A 15,408-nucleotide genomic window follows, 5' to 3' on the forward strand; every position below is an offset into this window, starting at 1 on the left:
GCGACATCGAAGTCAGCTCGATCACGCTCCCGATGCTCATGACAGTGATTACGTCTGCGGCCCCGCAGGCGTTCATATCCAAGACTGGAATATTTCTTTACCGATATTTGAACATCTACGCGCCGACCGTCGTACACCGTGTACGGGCTCGCCTGCCCGATACTTTCATGGAAGGCACACGAGATGATCACACGTTCCACTACACGCCGGGCGGCGTCCGTTCGTAGATCCGCCACGGCACTCGTCGGCGGTACGGCCACCGCGGCGGCGCTGCTGCTGTTCTCGGCGGGCCCGGCCGCTGCCGACACCCCGGTCGCCGAACCGGACAGTTTCACCAGCGCATTCACCGCGATGGCCACGCCCGATCAGGTTCTGAACGGTGACGGCGTGGCCACTCCGGGTCAGCCGGGCGCGATGGGCACCTTCACGCTGCGGATCAATTCCGACCTCGACATCATCTGCTACGACATCTCGCTGAACGGTGTGACAGGTGACTACATGAGCCCGGCCAAGACGGCTACTCATATCCACCAGGCCGCAGCAGGTGCAGCGGGACCGCCGCGCCTCGCGTTCCCGAACCCGACCCCCGTCGGGGACGGCCCGCGCAACAGCAACGGCTGCATGCAGGGTCCGTTCACCACCGGTCTGACCCCGGCCGGTGCCGATGCAGACAGCGGTACCGGATTCACGTTGGACCGGATCGAAGCCGACCCAGCAGGCTTCGCGGCCGACACCCACACCGTCGACTTCTCGGCCGGAGCGGTCCGAGGACAGCTGACCCGGATTCCGGTCGGATCGGTAGCAACCGGAGGTGGCGGCGCGGCGCTCGCCGCGGCATCCGATTCGGCGACCGGCTCCGCAGCTCCCGTCGTCGGCGCGGTAGCCCTCGGCGCGATGGCTGTCGCGGGCGTGACGTTGGTGGCACGGCGCACCCGCGGGGTGCAGAGCTGAAGCTCCCCACGCGGGCTGCACTCGCGGCCGCGGTTCTGACGGCTGCGGTTCTGACGGCGGTGGTGACGGGATGTGGTGCGTCGCCACCGTCGCCACCGTCGTCACAACCTGAGCCGGCCCCGACGGTGTCCTCTTCGTCGCCCGTGCCCGTGCCCTCGCCCGAACTGTCCGGCGTAGTGGGGGATCGGCCGATCCCGATGCGCCTGAGCATTCCTGCCATCGCGCTCGACGAGGGGCTCGTCGGCCTGGGTATTGCCGACAGCGGCGAGATGGAGGTACCCACCGACTACGACGACGTCGGGTGGTTCACCGGCGGTGGCCGACCCGGTGGGATCGGCAGTCCGACGGTGTTCGCCGGGCATGTCGACTCGACTACCGGGCCTGCGGTGTTCGATCGGCTGTCGGATCTGAACCCGGGCGATATCGTCACGGTCGGCGACGAAGCAGGTGGCCGAGCGGACTATCGGATCGAGCGCATCGGCGACCACGGCAAGGCGGACTTCCCGACGGCGTCGGTGTTCGGCGCGGTGCCCGGCGACGAGATCCGGTTGATCACCTGTTCGGGCGATTTCGATGCGACCGTGGGCAGTTACGAACGCAACCTGGTCGTCTACGGGGTGCGGCAGTAGCCGATCGTTTTGGAGTTGACCCCCGAGGTGTTGTAGCCTGGTCGACGGTCCAGAAGGAATGTGCTCGCAGTGCGTGCATTTCTTTCGTTCCGCCCAATCAAGTTCTACCCAAGACCGTTGGTCACCGCCTTCTCGAGGGAAATTTCCTGACAGGTGTGCGGTTGAAGGTCCGAGATCGCTTCGGACGGCCCACGCAGGAGAACGCGGTAGGGAACCTGTCGTGCAGCTTCGGCTGCCACTTGTTCACGCCCCGTGTGCTTCCTGCACCGGGGCGTTCGTCGTTTTCCGGCCCTCTCGCGATCGACACAACTTCCCACGAGAGGAGGCGAAGTATGGCAAAGCCCGAAAAGGTCTCCGCAGTTTCGGAGATCACCGACCAGTTCAAGGGTTCGACGGCTGCCGTCGTCACGGAATACCGTGGCCTGTCGGTTTCCGGTCTGACTCAGCTCCGGCGTGCGCTCGGCGAAGGTGCCACGTACTCCGTCGCCAAGAACACCCTGGTCAAGCGCGCAGCTGCCGATGCCGGCATCACCGGCCTCGACGACTTGTTCGTCGGACCGACCGCCATTGCATTCATCAAGGGCGAGCCGGTCGACGCTGCGAAGGCCATCAAGGCCTTCGCGAAGGACAACAAGGCCTTGATCATCAAGGGCGGCTACATGGACGGCGCAACGCTGTCCGTGGACGAGATCAACAAGATCGCAGACCTCGAGTCTCGCGAGATCCTGTTGGCCAAGCTCGCCGGCGCCATGAAGGGCAACTTGTCGAAGGCTGCAGGCCTGTTCAACGCTCCCGCATCGCAGTTCGCCCGCTTGGCGTTCGCGTTGCAGGAGAAGAAGGCTGCCGGCGAACCTGCCGCAGCCGAGGCCCCTGCAGAAGCAGAAGCACCGGCGGAAGCTCCCGCCGAAAGCTGATCCGCTGGCATTAGCGAACAGCTCCACACCAACACCATGTCGCGGATCAGCGGCCAGGTACTTACAGGAAGGACCGCCACCATGGCGAAGCTCAGCACCGAAGAATTGCTCGACCAGTTCAAGGAGCTCACCCTCCTCGAGCTCAGCGAGTTCGTGAAGGCATTCGAGGAGACCTTCGAGGTCACCGCAGCTGCTCCCGTCGCAGTTGCAGCAGCAGGCGGAGCAGGCGCTCCGGCTGAGGCAGCCGAAGAGCAGGACGAGTTCGATGTCGTTCTCGAGTCGGCCGGCGACAAGAAGATCCAGGTCATCAAGGTCGTCCGTGAGGTCGTCTCCGGCCTCGGCCTGAAGGAAGCCAAGGACCTCGTCGAGAGCGCTCCGAAGGCAATCCTGGAGAAGGTCGCCAAGGATGCAGCCGAGGCCGCCAAGGAGAAGCTGGAAGCTGCCGGCGCAAAGATCTCCGTCAAGTAAGACCGCTTCACTGCAGTCGTACTTCGCGCTCTCAACATCGAGCGCACAGAAGGGGCCGTCCTCACTTCGGTGAGGGCGGCCCTTTTCTGTGTTCGGGGGAGGGCTGCTCCTGCGTTCGATGGAGCCTTCTCCTGTGTTCGATGCGGATCGCATCGCGCTGCGTTGTGACCGATCACGGAGTCTTCTCGATCCCGGGACATCGGCAACGCGTCACTGTTTACTCGTGAACGCCGAAGTCCGAAGCTTTCCGAATGGTCTCGGCCGGGTGCAGTTGTGTCTTGTCACAGAATCCGACGGCAGGGACTTGTCACAGTTCGGGCGACTTCCCGACCGGCTCGCGTGAGATGAGCCACACTGATGCAAGCTCTACAGCCTGACTCGGGGAAGTTCTTACTGGGCGGTAAGCTCCTGTGTCGGAGCGGACACGTGCATGGGATACAGTGACGCAACCCACATCCGGGTCGATGTGTATGAATTGTGGAGGTCAGCGTGGGAGTCGAGGTTTCGGTCGAAGGATTGACCAAGTCTTTCGGTGTACAGAAGATTTGGCAGGACGTGACGTTGACTCTGCCGAAGGGTGAAGTCAGTGCATTGCTCGGTCCTTCCGGTACCGGTAAGTCGGTCTTCCTCAAGTCGCTGATCGGTCTCCTTCGCCCCGAGCAGGGCAAGATTTTCATCGACGGAACCGACATCCTGCAGTGCTCCTCGCGTGAGCTCTACGAGATCCGCAAGCTGTTCGGAGTGCTCTTCCAGGACGGTGCCCTGTTCGGCTCGATGAACCTCTACGACAACGTCGCCTTCCCGCTTCGCGAGCACACCAAGAAGTCCGAGTCCGACATTCGCAAGATCGTCATGGAGAAGCTCGAACTGACGGGTCTGCTCGGTGCCGAGGACAAGCTGCCCGGTGAGATCTCCGGTGGTATGCGCAAGCGTGCCGGCCTCGCCCGCGCGCTGGTGCTGGACCCGGAGATCATTCTCGTCGACGAGCCGGACTCCGGCCTCGATCCTGTTCGTACGACGTACATTTCGCAGACATTGATCGACATCAACGCCAACATCGATGCCACGATCCTCATCGTCTCGCACAACATCAATCTGGCTCGAACGGTCCCCGACAACATCGGCATGCTGTTCCGTCGTCAGCTGGTCATGTTCGGCCCCCGTGAGGTGCTGCTCACCAGTGACGAGCCGGTGGTCAAGCAATTCCTGAACGGCACGATGATCGGGCCGATCGGAATGTCGGAAGAGAAGGACGAGGCGCAGATGGCGCAGGAGCAGGCCATGGTCGACGCCGGTCACCACGCCGGTGGCGTCGACGACGTCGAAGGCATCGTGCCGCAGATGAAGGCCACCCCGGGTACGCCGGTGCGCCAGGCCGTCGGACGCAGGCAGGAGCGGGTGCGCCAGATCATGCACACCCTGCCGCACAGCGCTCAGGTCGCGATCCAGGAGAGCCTCGACAGCACCGACTCGGGGCAGCGTTACCCGGCGTACGCAGACCAGCAGGGTTACGACCAGCAGGGCTACGACCAGCAGGGCTACGACCAACAGGGGTACGGCCAGCAGGGCTACGACCAACAGGGGTACAGCCAACAAGGCTACGACCAAGGACATGATCAGCAGGGCTACCAAGCTCCAACACAAGGTCGGGGTCAATAGCAGACATGGGGGGATCGAAGAAGTCCGCGTTCGCGCCCGCGAACGCCGCTCTGACACAAGCGGGCAATATCGTCGAACTGTTCGTCGAGGTGGTCCGAAACACCTTTCGTAGGCCGTTCCAGTTCCGCGAGTTCATCGAGCAGGCCTGGTTCATCGCCAGCGTGACGATTCTGCCGACGGCACTGGTCGCCATTCCGTTCGGCGCGGTCGTATCGCTGCAGACCGGTTCGCTGATCAAGCAGCTCGGTGCCGAATCGTTCACCGGTGCTGCCAGCGTGCTCGCCGTCATCCAGCAGGGCAGTCCGATCGTGACCGCCCTCTTGGTGGCCGGTGCGGCCGGTTCTGCCGTCACCGCCGACCTCGGTTCTCGCACCATTCGCGAGGAGATCGACGCGATGCGGGTACTGGGAATCGATCCGGTTCACCGCCTCGTCGTTCCGCGAGTGCTGGCCATGATCCTCGTGGCGCTGCTGCTCAACGGACTCGTCTCGGTCGTCGGCATCGTCGGTGGCTACTTCTTCAACGTGATCCTGCAGGGTGGTACCCCCGGTGCCTACCTGGCGTCGTTCTCCGCGTTGGCTCAGCTGCCCGATCTGTATGTCGCAGAAGCGAAAGCGGCGATCTTCGGTCTCATCGCCGGCATCATCGCGTCGTACAAGGGCCTGAATCCCAACCCCGGCCCCAAGGGTGTCGGTGAAGCTGTGAACCAGACGGTTGTCATCACGTTCCTGTTGCTGTTCTTCGCCAACCTCATTCTCACCCTGGTCTACCTCCAGGTCGTACCAGCGAAGGGAGCGTAACCGCGATGACGATCGCCAGAGGTCGCGGTGACCGCACGCTGATGCGCGTCAAGCGCGTCGGCAATGCCCCGCTCAACGTGCTCGATCGCGCAGGCGAGCAGATGTCGTTCTATCTGCGGGCCATCGGGTGGATACCCAAGACCGCAGTCCATTACAAGAAGGAGGTTCTCCGCCTGCTGGCGGAGGTCACCTTCGGCAGCGGCGCGCTCGCCGTTATCGGCGGCACCATCGGTGTCATCGTCATGATGTCCGGCTTCACCGGCATCGTCGTCGGTCTGCAGGGTTACGCCGCCCTGGAACAGCTCGGCAGCTCGGTGTTGACCGGCTTCCTGTCCGCCTACGTCAATACCCGTGAAATTGCACCGATCGTGGCCGGGCTTGCACTGTCCGCCACCGTCGGTTGTGGTTTCACCGCCCAGCTCGGCGCGATGCGTATCTCGGAGGAGATCGACGCACTCGAAGTCATGGCAGTGCCCAGCGTGCCGTTCCTCGTCACCACCCGCATGATCGCCGGATTCGTCGCGGTGATCCCGCTCTACATCGTCGGTCTGCTTGCCTCGTACGTCGCTTCCCGCGGAATCAGCACGATCTTCAACGGGCAGTCGTCCGGCTCGTACGACCACTACTTCAACTTGTTCCTACCTCCAGAAGATGTGCTGTATTCCTTCCTCAAGGTGCTCATCTTCGCGTTCGTGCTGATCATGATCCACTGCTACTACGGCTACCACGCCTCCGGCGGACCGGCAGGCGTCGGCGTCGCGGTGGGTCGCGCAGTACGTACGGCGATCGTCACGATCGCGGTACTGGACTTCTTCCTGAGCCTCGCCATCTGGGGCACGACCACCACAGTGAGGGTTGCCGGATGATCGACTCGCCGTCGCGACTGAAGCGAGTACTGCTCGGACTTGCGTTCTTCTTGGTACTCATCCTGTTTCTCGGATGGAGCATCACCTCCTACAACAAGACGTTCAAATCGGTCGTCAACGTCAGCCTCGAAACCGACTCGGTCGGCAACGCTCTGCCGATGAACGCAGATGTGAAGGTGCGCGGCATGATCGTCGGCGAGGTGCGCTCGGCGTCGACCGTCGACGGCGTCGTCACCTCGCAGCTCGCCATCGATCCGGACAAGGCTCCGCTGATCCCGTCGAATGCCACTGCGCGGCTGCTGCCGAAGACCTTGTTCGGCGAGCGCTACGTCTCGCTGATCGTGCCCGAGAACGATTCGGCGTCGCCGATCTCCGACGGCACCGTTCTTCGACAGGACACCAGCGGCAACGCGATCGAGGTCGGGCAGCTGCTCGACGGGTTGCTGCCGTTGCTGCAAGCCATCCCGCCGCAGGACCTCGCCAATACCCTCGGGTCACTGGCGCAGGGCCTGAGCGGACGCGGCGAGCAGCTCGGACAGACCATCGACGACCTCACCGATGTCGTTTCCGGTCTCAACACCGAACTGCCGAACATCCAGCAGACGCTGGTGGGTCTCGCCGACTTCTCCCAGACCTATGCAGACGCGGCACCGGAGCTGATCTCGGCGCTGGACAACCTACGTACGACGGGTAATACGGTCGTCGAGCGGCAGTCCAGCCTCGAGACGCTCTACGGCTCGCTGACGTCGGCATCGAACACGACCGCCGATTTCTTGCAGGTCAACTCCGAGAATCTGATCGGTCTCGCCTCGAACTCGCGAGAGGCTCTCGATTTGCTGGCCGAGTTCTCGCCGACGTTCGGCTGCACCTTCAGTCAGTTCGCCGAAGGTGCCAGGCGCGGCAAGATCGTCCTCGGTGAGGGCGACGAGTACCCCGGAATCAACGTGTCCGCATCGTTCGTCAACCCGAAGGGCCGTTACTTGCCGAACCAGGACGAGCCACGGCTGTTCGACGACCGCGGAGCCACCTGCTTCGAGCCGGCAGCACCGGGAGAGTTCTTCCCGCAGTACCCGGGAGGTTCGGTCAACGACGGGTCCTACCAGGTACCGACCCGTAATCCCGGCCCGCAGGAGATCCCCGGGCAGGGCCCACCGAAGTCGGCTCAGAGTTCCATCGTTCCCGCTGTCTCCGCGTCTGCGCAGCCCGCGAGCTACGAGGGCTCGGACTTCGAGCGTGACACTCTTGCCGTCATCTACGGACAAGCGAGTGGTGTTGCACCAGAGACTGTTCCGTCGTGGGCCGCTGCACTCGGCGCACCGGCATTGAGAGGAGCGGAGGTGACCGTGCCATGAGAGGCCTTCTCGCGCCGATCATCAAGTTGGTCGTGTTCGCCGTGATCACGATCATCGCCACGGCCACCCTGGCCTTCACCATCGCGAACTCGAGCGGTGGTGGCGGCACCAAGTTCTCGGCCATGTTCACCGATGTCACCTCGCTCAACGAGGGTGACGAGATCCGAATCGCCGGCGTTCGCGTCGGGCAGGTCGACAAGATCGAGATCGCCAACGAACGAGAGGCGAAGGTCGACTTCACGCTGAGCAGTCGCGACTGGCTGCCGGCGAGTTCGACTGCCACCATTCGCTTCCGCAACCTGGTCGGTCAGCGCTACATCGCCATCGAGCAGGGTTCGGGCGATCAGGGCAAGAAGATCACCGGGGGAGCGACCATTCCGCTCGAGCGCACCAAGCCCGCGGTGAACCTGACGACTCTGTTCGACGGATTCCGCCCGCTGTTCACCACGCTCAGCGCAGATGACGTCAACAAGCTCTCGTACCAGATCATCCAGGTGTTCCAGGGGGAATCGGGCACCATCAACGAACTGGTCAAGAACACTGCGAGTCTGACCAACACCGTGGCCGACAAGGATCAGGTCATCGGTCAGGTCATCACCAACCTCAACAACGTGCTCGCCACGGTCAACCAGAACGACGGGCAACTCGACAGCCTCATCGTCAACACGCAGCAGCTCGTGTCGGGCCTGTCGGCCGACCGCGACGTCGTCGGCTCGGCCGTGACCTCGCTGGCCGGACTGACCAACGCCACCGCGGACCTGCTCGAGCCGACACGGCCGTCGATCCAGGGTTCGGTCACAGCGCTGAACACGTTGTCGGAGACCATCAATCGACGCAGCGCCGACGTGGACGCGGTCCTCGGAAATCTGCCGGTCAAGCTCGACAAGCTGATTCGTACGGCTCAGCAGGGATCCTGGTTCACGTTCTACCTCTGCGGTATCGACATCGTCGCCGGACCGGGGTATTCGCCGAACCTGAATTTGCCGACCGGGCTTCCGACCGTCAATCAGCCCCTGTACACGAACTCGGCAGAGCGCTGCAAAGCTGGGGGGATCAAGCAATGACATCTCGACGTAGTCCGGCCACCATCGGGGCACTGGGAATCGCGATCATCCTGCTCGCCACGATGTCGGTCTTCTTCCTCGACCGTCTCCCGATCATCGGTGCAGGTTCGGTGTACACCGCGGAGTTCAGTGAAGCCGCAGGTCTGAAGCCGTCCAACGAAGTCCGTATCGCGGGGGTCAAGGTCGGCAAGGTCACCGACGTGCGGCTCGACGGCGACCGGGTGCTCGTGGACTTCACGGTGCAGGACGCCTGGGTCGGCAACGAGTCGCGAGCGGCCATCGCCATCAAGACTCTGCTGGGGCAGAAGTACCTGGCACTGGATCCGAGTGGCTCGGACACCCTGAGCCCGAAAGATCCGATTCCGTTGGCGCGCACCACCTCTCCGTACGACGTCATCGACGCGTTCTCGGCGGCGGCGTCGACGATCAACGACATCGACACGGATCAGCTCGCCACCAGCATGCGGACGTTGTCCGACGCGTTCTCCGAGACCCCGGCCAACATCAGAGCCTCGCTCGACGGCGTGACTCGGTTGTCGCAGACGGTGGCCAGCCGCGACGAGGAACTCAAGAAGTTGTTCGCAGCCACCGGCGAAACCTCCAAGGTGCTGGCCGACCGCAACGAGCAGTTCAACAAACTGATCACCGATGCGGGTCCACTGCTCGAGGAGCTCAACAATCGGCAGCAGGCCATCTCCCAGCTGCTCACCGGCACGCAACGTGTGTCGCAGGAGTTGACCGGTCTGGTCCGTGACAACGAGGCAACCATCAACCCGATGTTGCAACAGCTCAACGGCGTCATCGACATCCTGCAACGCAACAACGACAATCTCGACCGGGCGCTGAAGCTGTACGAGCCGTTCATCCGGCTCTACACCAACGTGACCGGTAACGGACGATGGCTCGACATCGTTCTGGCCAACCTCACCCCACCCGGAGTTCCGTTGATACCTGGTTACCGCCAGCCCGCGCTCGATACGTTGGCGGGGAACTGATGACAGAGACTCAGGCAGCACCGAGGAACAAGAACAAGCTCGCACTGATCGCGGTCGTCGTGATCGTGGCGCTGGTTCTGGCCGTCGCCGGCTGGTGGCTGTTCACCAGGGCCGGTTCGACCAAGATCACCGCCTACTTCGACAAGTCGATCGGCATCTACTCTGGATCCGAGGTCAGAGTTCTCGGCGTCAAGGTGGGTACCGTCGAATCGGTCACGCCGTTGGGTGAGGACGTCGAGGTCGTCATGCGAGTCGATCGCGGCATCGACATTCCGGCCGACGCGAAGGCCGTTCAGGTCACCCCGTCGCTTGTCGCCGATCGTTACGTCCAGCTCTCGCCCGTCTACACCGGCGGCGACACCATGGCCAGCGGCACGACGATCGGCCGTGATCGCACTGCCACTCCCGTCGAGGTCGACGAGCTGTACAAGTCGATCAACGATCTGTCCACTGCTCTCGGTCCGGACGGCGCGAACAAGGACGGCGCTCTCACCGACCTCGTGAACACCGGTGCGGCGAACCTCGACGGCAACGGGGAAGCGTTGGGCAACAGCATCACTCAGCTCTCGGCTGCCGGCCGTACGTTGAGCGACTCGCGCTCCGATGTCTTCGACACGATCAAGAATCTGCAGACCTTCGTCAGTGCGCTGGCCGTCAACGATCAGCAGGTTCGTAACTTCAACAGTCAGCTCGCCGATCTGACGGGCTTCCTGTCGGGCCAGCGCGAGGACCTGGGAGCCGCCCTGCAGCAGCTCTCGGTGTCCCTCGGTGACGTGGCGACGTTCGTGGCGGACAACCGGACCGAGCTGACCACCGCAGCGAACGGTCTGGTGGTCCCCACTCAGACCCTCGCCGACAACCGTGAGCAGCTCGTGCAAACTCTGACGCTGCTGCCGTTGGCCATCAGCAACCTGGTCAACGCCTACGACGCAGAATCGGGCACGCTGGCATCGCGTGCCAATCTGCAGAACGAGACCCAGGATCCGCTCGGAACCGTCTGCCGATTGCTCGACCTCGGCAAGCTGGTGCCCGGTGACCCGCGTTTCGAGGCGCTCGGTGCGCAGATTCAGCCGATCATCGATCAGTGCGCCAACATCACCACCATGATCCAGGCTCCTCTTGCCGACCAGAATCGGCTTGTGTTGCCGTTCGGGGTTCTCACCAACGACATCGAGCAGAACGTGTCCGTGCCGGGCACCGTGCCGGGCAACGTCTCGCCGAGACTGGGGTCCACCACCATGCCAGGTCTCGACAGGTCGCTCATCGGGGGAGGACAGTGATGACCTCTGTGAATCGGAATCGAGCTCGCGTGAAACGTTCGTTGACCCTCGGAGCCGGGTTGTGCGTGGTGGCGCTGTCTGCCGGCGCGTGCTCGTCGGCCGGCATCTATGCCATCCCGCTGCCCGGTGGTGCCGACGTCGGCGACAACCCGTTCAATCTGACGGTGCAGTTCGACGATGTGCTGGACCTGGTGCCGCAGTCGACCGTCAAGGTCGACGGTGTCCCCGTCGGTCGCGTCGACTCCATCTCGGTGCCGAACGACGGGTGGACCGCCGATGTCAACGTCATCCTGAACTCCGACGTGGATCTGCCGGCCAACGCGATCGCGTCGGTGCAGCAGACCAACCTGCTCGGTGAGAAGTTCGTGCAGCTCTCCGCACCTCCCGGTGACGAAGAGGCTGCACGTCTGCAGGACGGTGCCACGATCCCGCTCGATCGCACCCGCCATGCAACCGACATCGAGCAGGTACTCGGTGCCCTGTCGCTGCTGCTCAACGGCGGCGGCGTCGGGCAGCTCTCGCCGATCGTCAAAGAGCTGAGCACGGCGTTCGACGGTCGCGAAGGCAAGACCAAAGAGCTTCTGCAGCAGGCCAATACGTTGATCGACGGTCTCAATCAGCAGCGCGACGACATCACCCGCGCCATCGACGGTCTCGACACTCTCAGTGGTCGCGTCAACTCGCAGACCGACAAGATCGACGCAGTTCTCAAAGACCTGCCGATCGCGACGGAAGTTCTCGAGAAGCAACGCCCGCAGCTCACCGAGATGCTCGGGGCACTCGATCGACTCGGGGCCGTCGGCACCGATGTCATCGATCGCTCCAAGGACGACCTGATCGCAGATCTGCGTGCACTGCGTCCGACGCTGCAGGCCCTGGCCGATTCCGCGGACGACGTCGTCACCTCCCTCGCGGTGATCCCGACACTGCCGTTCGCGGACGGCACCGAGAAGATCATCGAGGGCAACTCGGCCAACCTGTTCCTCTCGCTGGATCTCTCGATCGGTACGGCGCTGCGGAACTTCGGTGTGGGAGAGGGCGATCCGGTCTACATCCAGCCGAAGTACGGCAACACGTTGCCGGTCGTGGATCCGTCGAATCCGTACTACAACGGAAACGGCCCGCGTCCGGGCTGGCCGACGATCTCGCTGCTGCCGTTGCCGCCCATCATTCCGTCGCCGGTTCCCGGACCGGGTGCGCCTACGGGTGAGGCCGCCGGTGCTGCCGAGCCTGCACCGTTCGACCCGTTGGCTCCCGTGACCGATCTGCTCGAACGATTCGGAGTTGGACAGTGAGATCGAAGCTCGTTCGCTTTCAGTTGGTCGCGTTCGTCGTGGTCGCCCTGCTCGGGCTGATCTACGTCGGTGGCAAGTACGTCCGCCTGGACAACATGCTCGGGTTCGGGCAGTACGAGGTCGCACTCAACCTGGCCGACTCCGGCGGCATCTTCTCCAATGCCGAGGTGACGTACCGCGGTGTGCCGGTCGGAACCGTCGGCGATCTGCAGTTGACGTCGGACGGTGTCCGGGTGGCGCTCAAACTCGACAACGGTGGACCCGACATCCCGGCCGACACCAAGGCCGTCGTTGCGAACCGTTCCGCGATCGGCGAGCAGTTCGTCGACCTGCAGCCGCAGTCCGATCAGGGTCCGTTCCTGGTGGACGGTTCGGAAATCGCACAGGCCGACACCGCCACGCCGGTTCCGGTGGAGGACGTGCTCGCGAACACGAACACCTTGGTCAGGTCGGTGCCGCTGGACACGTTGACCAATGTGGTCAACGAGCTCGGTGTCGCGTTCGACGGCAAGGGCAACGACCTGCAGTCTCTGGTCGATTCGCTCGGGAACATCTCCGAGTCGGCCAACGAGGCTCTGCCGCAGACTCTGTCGCTGGTTCGTGACGCGGTGCCGGTGCTCGACACTCAATCCGAGCAGTCGGATCTGATTCGCGAATTCAGCACGAGCCTGGATCAGGTGACGGCTCAGCTGAAGTCGAGCGATCCCGATATCCGTCGTCTCATCGATACCGGAACTGCTGCCGGAGACCAGGTCGGTGGTCTCATCACCGATGCAGGCCCGGCGTTGACGACCGATATCAACAATCTGGCCCTGGTCGCGGCTCAGGCCGAGCCGCGGACGGTCGCGCTCCGTCCGTTCCTGACGTTCCTGCCTGCACTCGGTGCCGGTATCTCGACCATCGTCCCGAACGACGGCACTATCCATCAGGGTCTGTTGCTCGAAACCAACAACCCGCCGCCGTGCACCGTCGGCTACGAGGGCAGCCAGGCCATCCTGGACGAGGAGAAGCGGAAGAATCCGAACTTCGACGAGACTCGGGAGAACTACCCACTGAACCTCGACGCGAACTGCGCGACGCCGCAGGGCAGCGTCACCGGTGTCCGTAGCGCGAACCGAATCGTGTTCGCCGATCCGGACGTGCCGCAGCCGTGGGACCTCAAGCCCAAGGTCGATCCCGAGAAGCTCAACCTCAACCCCATCGCCACCCAGTTGGCACCGCTCCTCGGCGTCACGCCGAAGTAGCGGGGCCGAAGGAACTGCTGCTCAGCACTACTATCGGGCCGAGAGCGGTTCGGCCGGATATTACCGAGTAGTAGGGTGACAGTGTGAACTCGAGCACCGAAACCCTGGAGTCGCCCGCGACTCCAGGGTCAAGCAAGACAGCAAAGATTCTGTTGGCCGTCGTCACGGTGATTGCCGTGGCGGCGCTCGCAGCGGCCGTGTTCTTCGGATACGGCTGGGGCACGGCGCTGTTGAGTGAGAAGCCCACCGCCGACACCCGCGATGCGGCGCTCACCGGCGCTCAGCAGGCTGCGGTCAACCTGAACACTGTGGATGCAGCCAACATCGACCAGTCGTTCGACAACATGAAGTCCTCGATCACCGGTGATCTGATGCTCAACGATCTGGAGCAGACCCGTTCGGGAATCACCGATCAGGTTCGTCAGTCCGGTGCCAAGAGCGAGGCCGAGGTCCTGCACGGCACCCTCACCGAGCTGAGCACCGACGAGAACACCGCAACGGCGCTCGTCGTCATCGCCACGACCACCACCTGGCCCGACCGGGTGGAGCGCAGCAAGCTGACCATGCGGATGGCCATGGAAGACGTAGACGGGGTGTGGAAGACCAACAAGGTCGATCCCATCGGTTCGCGGATCTCTCTCGACAACCCGAACACCAATCCCGTCATTCCGACGGAACCGGGTGGTCCCACCGACCCCAACGCGGTCGACCCCAGTACGGAAGCGACGCCGGCCCCCCAGCCGAACACCGGCGGCAATTGAGTTTGCCGGCAGCGCCGTCGTCCATCTGTACAGAAGTAAGCCTCGAAGGAGTTCTGCAGTGCCTCCCCAGCGTCGCAAGATCGTTCCCCCCACGACCACCAGCAAGGTACGTCGAAAGGTAGCCGGCACCGCCAAGCCGACGTCGGCCGAGACCGGCGCACCGGCACCCGAGACAACGGCACCCGACACCACGGCTGCCGAGACAACGGCACCCGACGCCACGGCTACCGAGACAGCAGTCGGCACCACACCCGCGTCGAAGAAGCCCAGACTGGACAAGACAGATCCGGTCGAGACGGATACGGCCACTACACAGCCAGCCGAGACGCAGCCCGTCGACACGCAGCAGGACAAGTCGCGCCCGTCCAGGGCCGGGCTGAAGAAACCGGTCGCGCCCACCTCGACCTCGACCTCGCCCGAGACGACCGAATCGCCGAAGTCGGCGTCGGGTATCGGGTTCAAGCACGTGATCGTGGTCGCGGTCATCGCCGTGGTTCTCGGTGCTTTCGCAGCCGTCGCTGCATTCAAGCCGTTCGCGACGATCGACAACAAGGCATGGGTGGATTCTTCGGCGACGCAAGAGGTGACGTCGGCAGCTACCGACGCTCTGCAGACCCTGTACACGTACAAGGCCGAGACGATCGATGCAGATTTCGACGCGGCGCGGGCGGTGCTCAATCAGTCGATGCTCGACGAGTTCAACTCCACCGCCGACACCACCAAATCTGCTGTGGTGCAAACCGATACCGGCACCGAGGCAATGGTCACCGATATCGGCGTCTCGCGACTCGAGGACGACAAGGCCGAACTGATCGCGAACGTCAACATCAGCGCGACTCAGAACGGCGTTGCCTCCGGCAGTGCGGAAGGCCCTCTGACGGTCAACATGGAGAAGATCGACGGCACCTGGAAGTTGTCGGCGATCGACGACCAGTAGACCCCGACCGGTCGATACTTCGGCCCCGTCCGATGCAGCGTCAGCGCTGCTCGGACGGGGCTTTTCGTTGATTTCACGGTCTCCGTCGGTGTCCCTGGCCAGGTCTACCATCGCGTTTGCGTCCTGGCTTGGGGCGAGCCCTGGTTGTTCGGGACAACCATTCGATGCTCGACGGCCAGGGATGGATCCGATG

15 protein-coding genes are annotated in these 15,408 nt (G+C 63.4%); all 15 read left to right on the forward strand.

Annotation, left to right across the window (positions count from 1 at the left end; genetic code table 11):
- Positions 1-183: 183 nt before the first annotated feature.
- The 15 genes from CH281_RS02110 (at position 184) to CH281_RS02180 (ending at position 15,215) form a co-directional block, all read left to right on the forward strand.
- Positions 184-951, forward strand: a complete 768-nt coding sequence (locus CH281_RS02110; RefSeq protein ID WP_032369727.1) for a CHRD domain-containing protein — start codon at positions 184-186, stop codon at positions 949-951.
- A 197-nt stretch (positions 952-1,148) separates the two neighbouring features.
- The gene (locus tag CH281_RS02115; protein WP_052053114.1) at positions 1,149-1,580 is read left to right on the forward strand and encodes a class F sortase; all 432 of its coding nucleotides are present in this window, start codon (positions 1,149-1,151) and stop codon (positions 1,578-1,580) included.
- 332 nt (positions 1,581-1,912) lie between these two features.
- Positions 1,913-2,494: a 50S ribosomal protein L10 gene (gene rplJ / locus CH281_RS02120; protein ID WP_032365266.1), complete on the forward strand. Its 582-nt coding sequence runs from the start codon at positions 1,913-1,915 to the stop codon at positions 2,492-2,494.
- Positions 2,495-2,575: 81 nt separating this feature from the next.
- On the forward strand, positions 2,576-2,962 hold the full coding sequence (gene rplL, locus CH281_RS02125; RefSeq protein ID WP_032365267.1) for a 50S ribosomal protein L7/L12: 387 nt from the start codon (positions 2,576-2,578) through the stop codon (positions 2,960-2,962).
- Positions 2,963-3,451: 489 nt separating this feature from the next.
- Positions 3,452-4,621 (forward strand): ATP-binding cassette domain-containing protein, encoded by a 1,170-nt coding sequence (locus CH281_RS02130; protein WP_094622920.1) that lies wholly within the window; start codon positions 3,452-3,454, stop codon positions 4,619-4,621.
- 5 nt (positions 4,622-4,626) lie between these two features.
- Entirely contained in the window at positions 4,627-5,421 is a 795-nt protein-coding gene (locus tag CH281_RS02135; protein WP_032365269.1) for an MlaE family ABC transporter permease, read from the forward strand.
- A 5-nt stretch (positions 5,422-5,426) separates the two neighbouring features.
- Positions 5,427-6,287 carry an MlaE family ABC transporter permease gene (locus tag CH281_RS02140; RefSeq protein WP_032365270.1) on the forward strand — a complete coding sequence of 287 codons (861 nt, stop codon included), beginning with the start codon at positions 5,427-5,429 and terminating at the stop codon, positions 6,285-6,287.
- Complete coding sequence (locus CH281_RS02145) at positions 6,284-7,639, forward strand: MCE family protein (protein WP_094692717.1); 1,356 nt, start codon at positions 6,284-6,286, stop codon at positions 7,637-7,639. The genes CH281_RS02140 and CH281_RS02145 overlap by 4 nt, the downstream gene beginning before the upstream one ends.
- A complete protein-coding gene (locus CH281_RS02150) occupies positions 7,636-8,703 on the forward strand; it encodes an MCE family protein (protein WP_032365272.1) in 1,068 nt (355 codons plus the stop codon). The genes CH281_RS02145 and CH281_RS02150 overlap by 4 nt, the downstream gene beginning before the upstream one ends.
- Positions 8,700-9,698: an MCE family protein gene (locus CH281_RS02155; protein ID WP_032365273.1), complete on the forward strand. Its 999-nt coding sequence runs from the start codon at positions 8,700-8,702 to the stop codon at positions 9,696-9,698. The genes CH281_RS02150 and CH281_RS02155 overlap by 4 nt, the downstream gene beginning before the upstream one ends.
- Positions 9,698-10,978, forward strand: coding sequence for an MCE family protein (locus CH281_RS02160; protein ID WP_032365274.1), 1,281 nt, complete (start codon positions 9,698-9,700; stop codon positions 10,976-10,978). Before CH281_RS02155 ends, CH281_RS02160 begins: the two co-directional genes overlap by 1 nt.
- Positions 10,979-11,007: 29 nt before the next feature.
- Positions 11,008-12,273 carry an MCE family protein gene (locus tag CH281_RS02165; RefSeq protein WP_094692896.1) on the forward strand — a complete coding sequence of 422 codons (1,266 nt, stop codon included), beginning with the start codon at positions 11,008-11,010 and terminating at the stop codon, positions 12,271-12,273.
- On the forward strand, positions 12,270-13,517 hold the full coding sequence (locus tag CH281_RS02170; RefSeq protein WP_032365276.1) for an MCE family protein: 1,248 nt from the start codon (positions 12,270-12,272) through the stop codon (positions 13,515-13,517). Before CH281_RS02165 ends, CH281_RS02170 begins: the two co-directional genes overlap by 4 nt.
- A gap of 83 nt (positions 13,518-13,600) precedes the next feature.
- Positions 13,601-14,278, forward strand: coding sequence for a hypothetical protein (locus tag CH281_RS02175; RefSeq protein ID WP_032365277.1), 678 nt, complete (start codon positions 13,601-13,603; stop codon positions 14,276-14,278).
- A 58-nt stretch (positions 14,279-14,336) separates the two neighbouring features.
- Positions 14,337-15,215: a hypothetical protein gene (locus CH281_RS02180; RefSeq protein WP_094692719.1), complete on the forward strand. Its 879-nt coding sequence runs from the start codon at positions 14,337-14,339 to the stop codon at positions 15,213-15,215.
- Positions 15,216-15,408 lie beyond the last annotated feature (193 nt).

It is taken from the genome of Rhodococcus sp. 06-221-2, assembly GCF_002258365.1.
GTDB classification, from domain to species: domain Bacteria; phylum Actinomycetota; class Actinomycetes; order Mycobacteriales; family Mycobacteriaceae; genus Rhodococcoides; species Rhodococcoides fascians.

Bases quoted from the DNA above. Each gene is read 5' to 3' on its own strand.
- CH281_RS02160 (WP_032365274.1), top strand. From the start codon at position 9,698: ATGACAGAGACTCAGGCAGCACCGAGGAACAAGAACAAGCTCGCACTG.
- CH281_RS02155 (WP_032365273.1), top strand. From the start codon at position 8,700: ATGACATCTCGACGTAGTCCGGCCACCATCGGGGCACTGGGAATCGCG.
- CH281_RS02145 (WP_094692717.1), top strand. From the start codon at position 6,284: ATGATCGACTCGCCGTCGCGACTGAAGCGAGTACTGCTCGGACTTGCG.
- rplL (WP_032365267.1), top strand. From the start codon at position 2,576: ATGGCGAAGCTCAGCACCGAAGAATTGCTCGACCAGTTCAAGGAGCTC.
- CH281_RS02150 (WP_032365272.1), top strand. From the start codon at position 7,636: ATGAGAGGCCTTCTCGCGCCGATCATCAAGTTGGTCGTGTTCGCCGTG.
- CH281_RS02110 (WP_032369727.1), top strand. From the start codon at position 184: ATGATCACACGTTCCACTACACGCCGGGCGGCGTCCGTTCGTAGATCC.
- CH281_RS02140 (WP_032365270.1), top strand. From the start codon at position 5,427: ATGACGATCGCCAGAGGTCGCGGTGACCGCACGCTGATGCGCGTCAAG.
- rplJ (WP_032365266.1), top strand. From the start codon at position 1,913: ATGGCAAAGCCCGAAAAGGTCTCCGCAGTTTCGGAGATCACCGACCAG.
- CH281_RS02135 (WP_032365269.1), top strand. From the start codon at position 4,627: ATGGGGGGATCGAAGAAGTCCGCGTTCGCGCCCGCGAACGCCGCTCTG.
- CH281_RS02115 (WP_052053114.1), top strand. From the start codon at position 1,149: ATGCGCCTGAGCATTCCTGCCATCGCGCTCGACGAGGGGCTCGTCGGC.